The following is a 7,888-nucleotide window of genomic DNA, read 5'->3' on the forward strand; positions in this document are numbered from 1 at the left end:
TGACACTTAAAGATAAAGTCGCTGAACATATTCGACATTTTTCAGGCTCAACAACTCCTTTATAACATGATCGGGCACAGGCGTATCGGTTCTCAAAAGGATGATGTTCTGGCCTTTTTCAAGAACCTGACCCACGTCCATCATTGATATGTTGATGTTATGATTACCCAGGCAGGTTCCTATTGCTCCGATGGTGCCGGGGGTGTCTATGTTGTAGATGAGCAGAAGATTTCCTTCCATTTCCGCCTCAAGGCGGAAGTCGTTGATACGCACAAGGCGCGCATCACGTTTGCCGAAAATCGTTCCGGCCACAATGTTTTCATCTTCCGAAGTTTTGAGCCTTACTATTACAAGGTTGGTAAAATCTTCCGCCTCTCCGCGTGTCGTCTCCCTTATGCTAATGTTTCTTTCCCTTGCAAGAGCCACGGCGTTAACGAAGTTGACCTCGTCACCCATATAGGTACTGAGAAGCCCTTTTACAATAGAAATTGTAAGAGGTTGCCTGTCCAGGTCCGTTACGTCACCGACGTACTCGATCCCGATTTCCACGGGGGCTCCACGGGTAATCTGAGACACCAGACACCCCAGCTTTTCAGATAAAGTGAGATAAGGTCTGAGATTGGCGAGCACCTCTCCGTCTATGGTCGGCGCATTAATTGCATTCCTTATGGTTCCCTTCAAAAGGTAGTCGATAACCTGATCCGCTACCGCAATGGCAACATTCTCCTGAGCCTCATCGGTGGAGGCCCCCAGGTGAGGCGTTAGAACGACCTTTTCAAGATTGAGCAAAGGATGGTCAGGAGGCGGAGGTTCCACGGTGAAAACGTCAATGGCAGCACCGGCTACAATACCTTCCTTTATTGCCTCTGCAAGATCCTCCTCGTTCACTATTCCTCCACGGGCGCAATTTATTATGAAGACGCCTTTTTTCATTTTCTTGAATGCATCTTTGTTCAGTAAATTTCGGGTTTCCTGAGTAAGGGGCGTATGGACGGTGATATAATCCGACCTCGCAAGGAGCTCGTCCAGGCTTACGGCTTCAATACCGAGTCTTTCCACAACATCCGAACTGATGTAAGGGTCGTAGGCTATTACCTGCATCTTAAGGCCCTTGGCACGGTCGGCTACTACACGACCAATTCGACCCACTCCGATGATACCAAGAACCTTGTTGAAGACCTCCTTTCCCCTGAACTTTTTCTTTTCCCATTTACCCGCTTTGAGAGAAGCATCGGCCTGAGGTATATTCCGGCTAACCGCAAGAAGAAGAGCTATAGTGTGTTCGGCAGTGGTGATAACGTTGCCCTCGGGCGTGTTCATAACGACTATACCCTTACGGGTTGCCGCATCTATATCCACATTATCAAGGCCTATTCCGGCTCTAGCTATAACCTTAAGCCTGTCCCCTGCCTCTATCACATCTCTGGTGACCTTCGTACTGCTCCTTATAACAAGGGCGTCACATTCCTTGACGACTTCGCGGAGTTCTTCATGGGTCAGGCTGGTGTTGACTTCGACCTCAAATTCCGGAACAGACATCAACTTCTCTATCCCCGCCTCGGCGAGGGGATCGCTTACAAGAATCTTATACATGGTTCAGTCCTCCAACCATATTTTTCTTTTATTTCCCGAAACTTATAACTGGTTCGGCTTATTTAGCATCATTACTTTCAAAATACAAGACACAATAAGGTGATTGTCACGGGCTTGCAGGGAGCTGCAAATCGGCCGTGTGGGAGCTGTGGAAACTTTATCTTGACCTAAGGGAAGGATCATTTTAGTTAATGACGGTCACGGTTAGGAATCCCTAAATTTGAGGAGGATCGAATGATCATTCCCATGAGGCAGATGAAAGAACACCAGAAGGGTGTGATACGACGGATCAGGGCCACAGGGGAGCTGGGAAGGCGGATACGGGACATGGGACTTACTCCAGGAACGGTTATTGAGATTCAAGGGCGGGCTCCTCTCAGAGATCCCGTAGCAATTAAAGTCAGAAACTTCACGCTCACCCTCAGAAACAACGAAGCCGACTACATCGACGTGGAGGTTGATTAGCTTGCCGACGGGGGTGCTGACATGAAAAACAGGGAGTTTCTTATTGCTCTGGCGGGTAATCCCAATTGCGGAAAATCCACACTTTTCAACGAACTTACCGGGTCAAGACAGCACGTGAGCAATTATCCAGGGGTTACCGTGGAAAAGAAAGAAGGCATTACGGAATACGACGGCATCAGACTTCGCATCGTCGACCTCCCTGGAATTTACTCGCTCACGGCCTACTCCCTGGAGGAGATTGTGGCAAGAAACTTTCTGGTGGACGAAAAGCCGCACTGCGTCGTCAATATCGTCGACGCCGTTAACCTCGAAAGGCATCTCTACCTGACGGTTCAACTCCTGGAACTGGGCATGCCCGTTGTCCTCGCCTTGAACATGATGGATCTTGCAGAAAAGCACGGTATTCAGATCGACGTGGATAAGCTGTCTCAGAGGCTCGGCATTCCGGTAGTCCCCATGGTGGCCCGGACAGGAAGGGGAAAAGAAGATCTTCTTAAGACGATAACCCACTTTTGCAATACTCAATCCGGGAGATGCCTCTCGGGCGACCTGCTCTCCTACGGCCCTGATATAGATCCCACACTCGACAAAATGGAAAAAATCATCATGGAGAAGGGCTTTCTCACCGGCCTCTACCCTCCCAGATGGGTTGCCCTGAAGTATCTGGAAGAAGACGAGCAGATAATCAAAAAAGGTGATCTATATGACAAAACCGTTTCTGAAGAGCTAAAGAAAATTGCCGGAGACCTGACAGATCACCTTATGAAGACACTGGACACCTATCCTGAAGCGATCATTGCCGACCATAGATACGGCTACATAAGCGCCCTTTTGAAGAAAGATGTTGTTCGCTACCCAGTATCAACGGACGTTCGGGAGTTAACGGACAAAATCGACCGTGTGGTGACGAACCGTTTTTTCGGCCCCCTTATCATGATCGGGGTTCTTTATGCTACCTATACAATAACCTTCACTTATAGTGAAAAACCGGTCATCTGGCTCGAAGCCGCTTTTGAGCTTTTTGCCGCTTTTCTCGAAAAGCACCTGCCCCCGGGACCCCTGCAGTCCCTAATCGTGGACGGGGTCGTTGGAGGAGTGGGCGCCGTGTTGGGCTTCATCCCCATAATCTTACTGATGTTTCTCTGTATTGCCTTTCTTGAAGACACGGGTTACCTGGCCCGGGTTGCCTACATGTTAGACAGAATATTCCGCACCTTCGGTCTTCACGGCAACTCTGTTATGGCCTTCATCGTCGGAGGAGGCATAGCGGGAGGATGCGCCGTACCCGGTGTTATGGCCACAAGAACGTTGAGAAGTTCAAGAGAAAGAATGGCCACAATCCTAACAACCCCTTTTATGAACTGCGGGGCTAAATTGCCTGTTTATGCCGTCATAATAGCGGCCTTCTTTCCCGGCCATCATGCACAGGTCATGCTCTTCCTGACCCTCCTGGCCTGGTTGATTGCCCTCGTGATGGCATGGGTGCTAAGATCCACAATTCTCAAAGGTCCACCCACTCCTTTTCTTCTCGAACTGCCGACCTACCGATTGCCGACCTTCAAGGGCCTGATGATACACACATGGGAAAGAACCTGGCAGTACATCAGAAAAGCCGGTACCATTATTTTAGCCATATCCATACTGCTGTGGGCTCTCATGACCTTCCCGGGCCTCCCCGATGAAGAAAAGGCTGCAATTAACGAGAGACGGGCAACTCTCCTGCAAAAGCTTCCGGAAGACCTTCGAACCGAGCTCAACAGGGGCAATCTGGAAAGAAAGAACGTTCCGGAGGAATACAAATCCACGGTAGATGAGCTTATAGAGTTGAAAGAAGAGGAAAATCGAGCAATATTCTACAACTCCTTTGCAAGCCGTATAGGTCGTTCGCTGACATCGATCACCAAACTCTGTGGATTCGATTGGAAGACCAATATTGCACTTCTGGGAGGCTTTGCTGCCAAAGAAGTCATAGTATCGACAATGGGAACGGCTTATTCGATCACGGATTCGGAAAACGGCGGAGGCCTTAGCACAAGGCTCCGGAACGATCCGTCATGGACAATGGTCAAAGCATGGGCCTTTCTCCTCTTCGTAATGCTGTACTCGCCCTGTCTTGCAACCGTTGCATGCATTGCGAAAGAAACGGGAAGTATAAAGTGGGCGATTTTCTCTGTCCTTTTCAATACGGCTGTGGCATTTATTGTTGCAACTTTAATCTACCAGGGAGGCTGTTTGTTTTTAGCACATTAGCGGAGGTGGCTATGGGAGCGGCGGCAAAGATGCTAAAGTTTATGGAGCAAAGTAGCTGGATAAGGAAGATGTTTGAAGAAGGTGCCAGGCTCAGGGCAATTTACGGAAGCGATAGAGTCTGCGACTTCAGTTTGGGGAACCCGAACGTATATCCGCCAGAAGTCGTCCATCAGGAACTGGTAAACCTCGCAAAGTCAAGCACGGGCGCATCCCACGGCTACATGCCCAATGCGGGTCTGCCCGAAGTACGGGAGGCCATTGCCGAATACATATCCCCGGTGCACGGCGTCTCTTTTACCGCAGAAGACATAGTAATGACCTGTGGAGCGGCAGGGGCAATGAACGTGATACTGAAGGCTCTGCTTGACCCCGGAGACGAGGTACTCGTTCCTGCACCTTACTTCGTAGAATACGGGTTTTACGCCGACAACCACGGTGGGATTCTTAAACCGATTCCCACGACTGACGATTTTCTTCCGGATCTGGATGCCCTGGAGAATGCCATTTCACCCAAGACCAAGGTTCTTATACTGAATTCTCCGAACAATCCAACCGGTCAGGTATACGGTGAGGCCCTTTTGAGAGACATTTCCGAAATCCTTTCGAAAAGATCCACAGACCTGAACCGCCCCATCTATATAGTTTCCGACGAGCCTTATCGTAACATAGCCTTTGACGGAATCGAGGTTCCTTCCGTGCTTAAATTCTACTCCCGAAGCATTATCGCCACATCATACTCCAAGGATCTATGTCTGGCAGGCGAAAGAATCGGCTACCTGGCTGTGCATCCCGAAATGGAGAAAAAGGACAGTCTGCTGGGGGCGCTTGTGCTCGCCAACCGTATTCTCGGCTTTGTAAATGCCCCGGCTTTTATGCAGAGGCTCGTTGCAAGACTGCAGGGTATAACCGTGGATCCGATGACTTATCAGAAAAAGAGGGACATGCTCGTTGCCGCCATGAAAGAAATAGGATATGAATTCATTGTCCCGAAGGGAGCTTTTTATCTTTTTCCGAAATCTCCTGTTCCAGACGATGTGGAGTTTGTAAGGATGTTGCAGGAGGAACTCATTCTCGTTGTTCCCGGTTCGGGCTTTGGAAAACCCGGCTACTTTCGCATAGCTTTTTGCGTTGACGATGAAGTTATATCCAGATCTTTTAATGGATTTGAGAAGGCGTATAAAAAAGCTTTAAGCAACAGTTAAGAAAGCGTTGCAGGATTATCGGATGACCAGAAAAATTTACATAAGAAGAAGGTCGGAAAATCGTACAGGCGAACATAAAGGGCTTTTCTGGATAATTGCCGCAATGATGTTGATACTCCTGATGATTCCCATACTCTGGACGCAGTATCCCTTCAGAAGTCACAAGCAGGATAGGCAATCGGAAAACGGCAGAGTACTGACAACGGGAAAAATCCCCAGGCTTCAGGGGATTGTTAAGCAGGTACCGAGAGCAATCGAGGAATCGGGCGAGGAGGCTCAAGAAGCACCCACAAAGGAGGCAATTTCTATCAAGCCCCTGGAAACACAGCCGGAAGTTGGCGGAAAGATCCCTCAGCAGTATCAGGGACAACCATCGGCGCAGGTCAACCCTTATGAAATGGCGGCCAGAGCAGAGCAGCAGAGAGAAGCCCGTGAAGAAGAAGCGAAAAAAGCCGTTTCTGAAGAAGGGCTTAAGGATATGGGCGTCCTGGCAAAGATACAATCACCGGAACTGAGTAATACCCAATCCGGGGACACTCACGATCTTTATCAAATGCTTAAGGAAAGAGAAAGCGGATATCGTGCCAGCGGAGAAAAATCTGCTAACGCCCGGCCTGAGCCTAAGGCAACGAGCTCATCTTCTGAGAATGAGACCTCCCCAAAATCCGATAAAAAACCGGTAATCTCCAACCCTGACTACTTTATACAGGTCGGAGCTTTTAGCCAGGAAGCCAACGCTTCGGCTCTCAAGTCCCGGCTTCAGAAGATGGGATACCCGGTGGTAATTCACAAGGTTCATCATACTCGTTTGGGACAGCTATATCTGGTAAGAATTCCCTTTGAGGGATCCTATGCTGAAGTTCAAAAAGAAGAACAAAAACTGGAAAAAATCGTGGGAGACAAACCCATTATTGTACGGCCTCGCTGATACGCTTCAGCTTAAGGGCAAAATTGCCTCAATTCTATTCTCTTAGTAAGAAGCATTTGAACGCCTGAACTCAGGCGTAAATAGAAACTCAAAAAGGGGTAGCCTCGCATAAAGATTTCAGATTCGAGCTCTATCCGAAGAAAGAACGGGCAAAAGCTCCGGATAAAAAGTGGAACAACGGCAAAAAGAGATAACGGGCAAAAAAGTAAAAAGCGAAACCATTATTGACCAAGTACGACAAAAATCACAACGCAACGCTGAATCCACTCAAAGAAAACTTTCCTGTTAAAAAGGCGGCAGGAGGAGTACTCCGAGCTTATGCCCCATAAGAAGCGTGAAAGCTTCTAATTCATTTACGCGAAGAAGCCACCTTTTTTCTACATTGTTCCCATATTATGCAGTAAGTACGATGCCTGCAGTAAAGCTTTGGATCCGTACAGGCATTGCAATTTTGGAGGCATTCGGAGCAATAACCGTATTTAAACTTCTCGCAAACGACATAAGCCGGTCTATCGGGATGAAACCGACATTTTCCGTCCATGAGCAACCTCAAAGGTGGTTTCCCAATCCTGTTTTTTCAACATTTCATAGGTTTGATAGTGGGTCAGGTCGTAGTGAATAGGCGTGATGGTAATATACCCCTCGGCAAGAGCTCGAGAATCCGAGTTGGGATCCCCGTCATGCTCAATGGTCTGGCTACACAGCCAGTAATACACCCGGTTTCTCGGATCAACCCTTCGATCGTAGCGCTCCTTATAGCGAAGATGTCCCTGACGGGTTATCCTGATTCCCCTAACTTCTGATGCAGGAAGGTGGGGAATGTTTACGTTCAGTGAAATTCCTGGGGGCAAGGGCCGGGTTTTGAGTTTTTCCACAATCAGGGGCAGATACTGCCTGGCGGCACTGTAGTCCGTTGCCGGATAAGCATCAATTGAAACGGCCATAGAAGGAAACCCCAGCATGGCAGCTTCCGTGGCAGCCGAGACTGTGCCCGAATATATCACATTTTCTCCCACATTTGCTCCCATATTTATGCCCGATATAACCATATCCGGTGGCTCTGCCATGAGCTCTCTTACAGCAAGCTTCACGCAGTCTGCCGGCGTCCCATTTACGGCGTACCCGAAAAAAACGCCGTTCCTTTTGATGGGACGGACTCTCAGGGGATCGAGAAAGGTAATTGCATGTCCCACGGCACTCTGTTCGGTTTCCGGAGCAACCACGTGAACCTCGTGATCTTCTTTGAGAATCTCACATAACACCTCTATACCTTTTGCATATATGCCGTCATCATTGGTAACAAGAATTTTCATTTTTCGTTACCCTCTCCATGAAGGTAGCCTTTCGCAAGATGGATACCCAGTTCAAGGGCCTTGCGGTTAAGTTCTTCCGTTCCGGGAGGGACGCGGTTCAAAAGGGCGGCTTCCAGGCTTTTGAGCGACACCGCACC

Annotated in this window: 6 protein-coding genes; 4 read left to right on the forward strand and 2 right to left on the reverse strand. The window is 48.8% G+C overall.

Translation table 11 applies throughout. From position 1 onward, the window contains the following. Positions 1-6: 6 nt before the first annotated feature. Positions 7-1,593, reverse strand: a complete 1,587-nt coding sequence (gene serA, locus BM091_RS09805) for a phosphoglycerate dehydrogenase (protein WP_093395386.1) — start codon at positions 1,591-1,593, stop codon at positions 7-9. A gap of 234 nt (positions 1,594-1,827) precedes the next feature. Here serA and BM091_RS09810 point away from each other — a divergent pair, with 234 nt between their 5' ends. Genes BM091_RS09810 through BM091_RS09825 form a run of 4 tightly spaced genes read left to right on the forward strand, consistent with a single transcriptional unit; the run spans position 1,828 to position 6,438 of the window. After that, positions 1,828-2,058 (forward strand): FeoA family protein, encoded by a 231-nt coding sequence (locus tag BM091_RS09810; protein WP_093395388.1) that lies wholly within the window; start codon positions 1,828-1,830, stop codon positions 2,056-2,058. A 21-nt stretch (positions 2,059-2,079) separates the two neighbouring features. After that, positions 2,080-4,308 carry a ferrous iron transport protein B gene (gene feoB / locus BM091_RS09815; protein WP_093395389.1) on the forward strand — a complete coding sequence of 743 codons (2,229 nt, stop codon included), beginning with the start codon at positions 2,080-2,082 and terminating at the stop codon, positions 4,306-4,308. 11 nt (positions 4,309-4,319) lie between these two features. Next, positions 4,320-5,510 (forward strand): pyridoxal phosphate-dependent aminotransferase, encoded by a 1,191-nt coding sequence (locus BM091_RS09820; RefSeq protein ID WP_093395391.1) that lies wholly within the window; start codon positions 4,320-4,322, stop codon positions 5,508-5,510. Between the two features lie 22 nt (positions 5,511-5,532). After that, entirely contained in the window at positions 5,533-6,438 is a 906-nt protein-coding gene (locus BM091_RS09825) for an SPOR domain-containing protein (RefSeq protein ID WP_093395392.1), read from the forward strand. Positions 6,439-6,947: 509 nt separating this feature from the next. Here the strand turns inward: BM091_RS09825 and surE are convergent. After that, the gene (gene surE, locus BM091_RS09835; protein WP_093395395.1) at positions 6,948-7,751 is read right to left on the reverse strand and encodes a 5'/3'-nucleotidase SurE; all 804 of its coding nucleotides are present in this window, start codon (positions 7,749-7,751) and stop codon (positions 6,948-6,950) included. Between the last annotated feature and the right edge of the window lie 137 nt (positions 7,752-7,888).

It is taken from the genome of Thermodesulforhabdus norvegica (assembly GCF_900114975.1).
GTDB classification, from domain to species: Bacteria; Desulfobacterota; Syntrophobacteria; order Syntrophobacterales; family Thermodesulforhabdaceae; genus Thermodesulforhabdus; species Thermodesulforhabdus norvegica.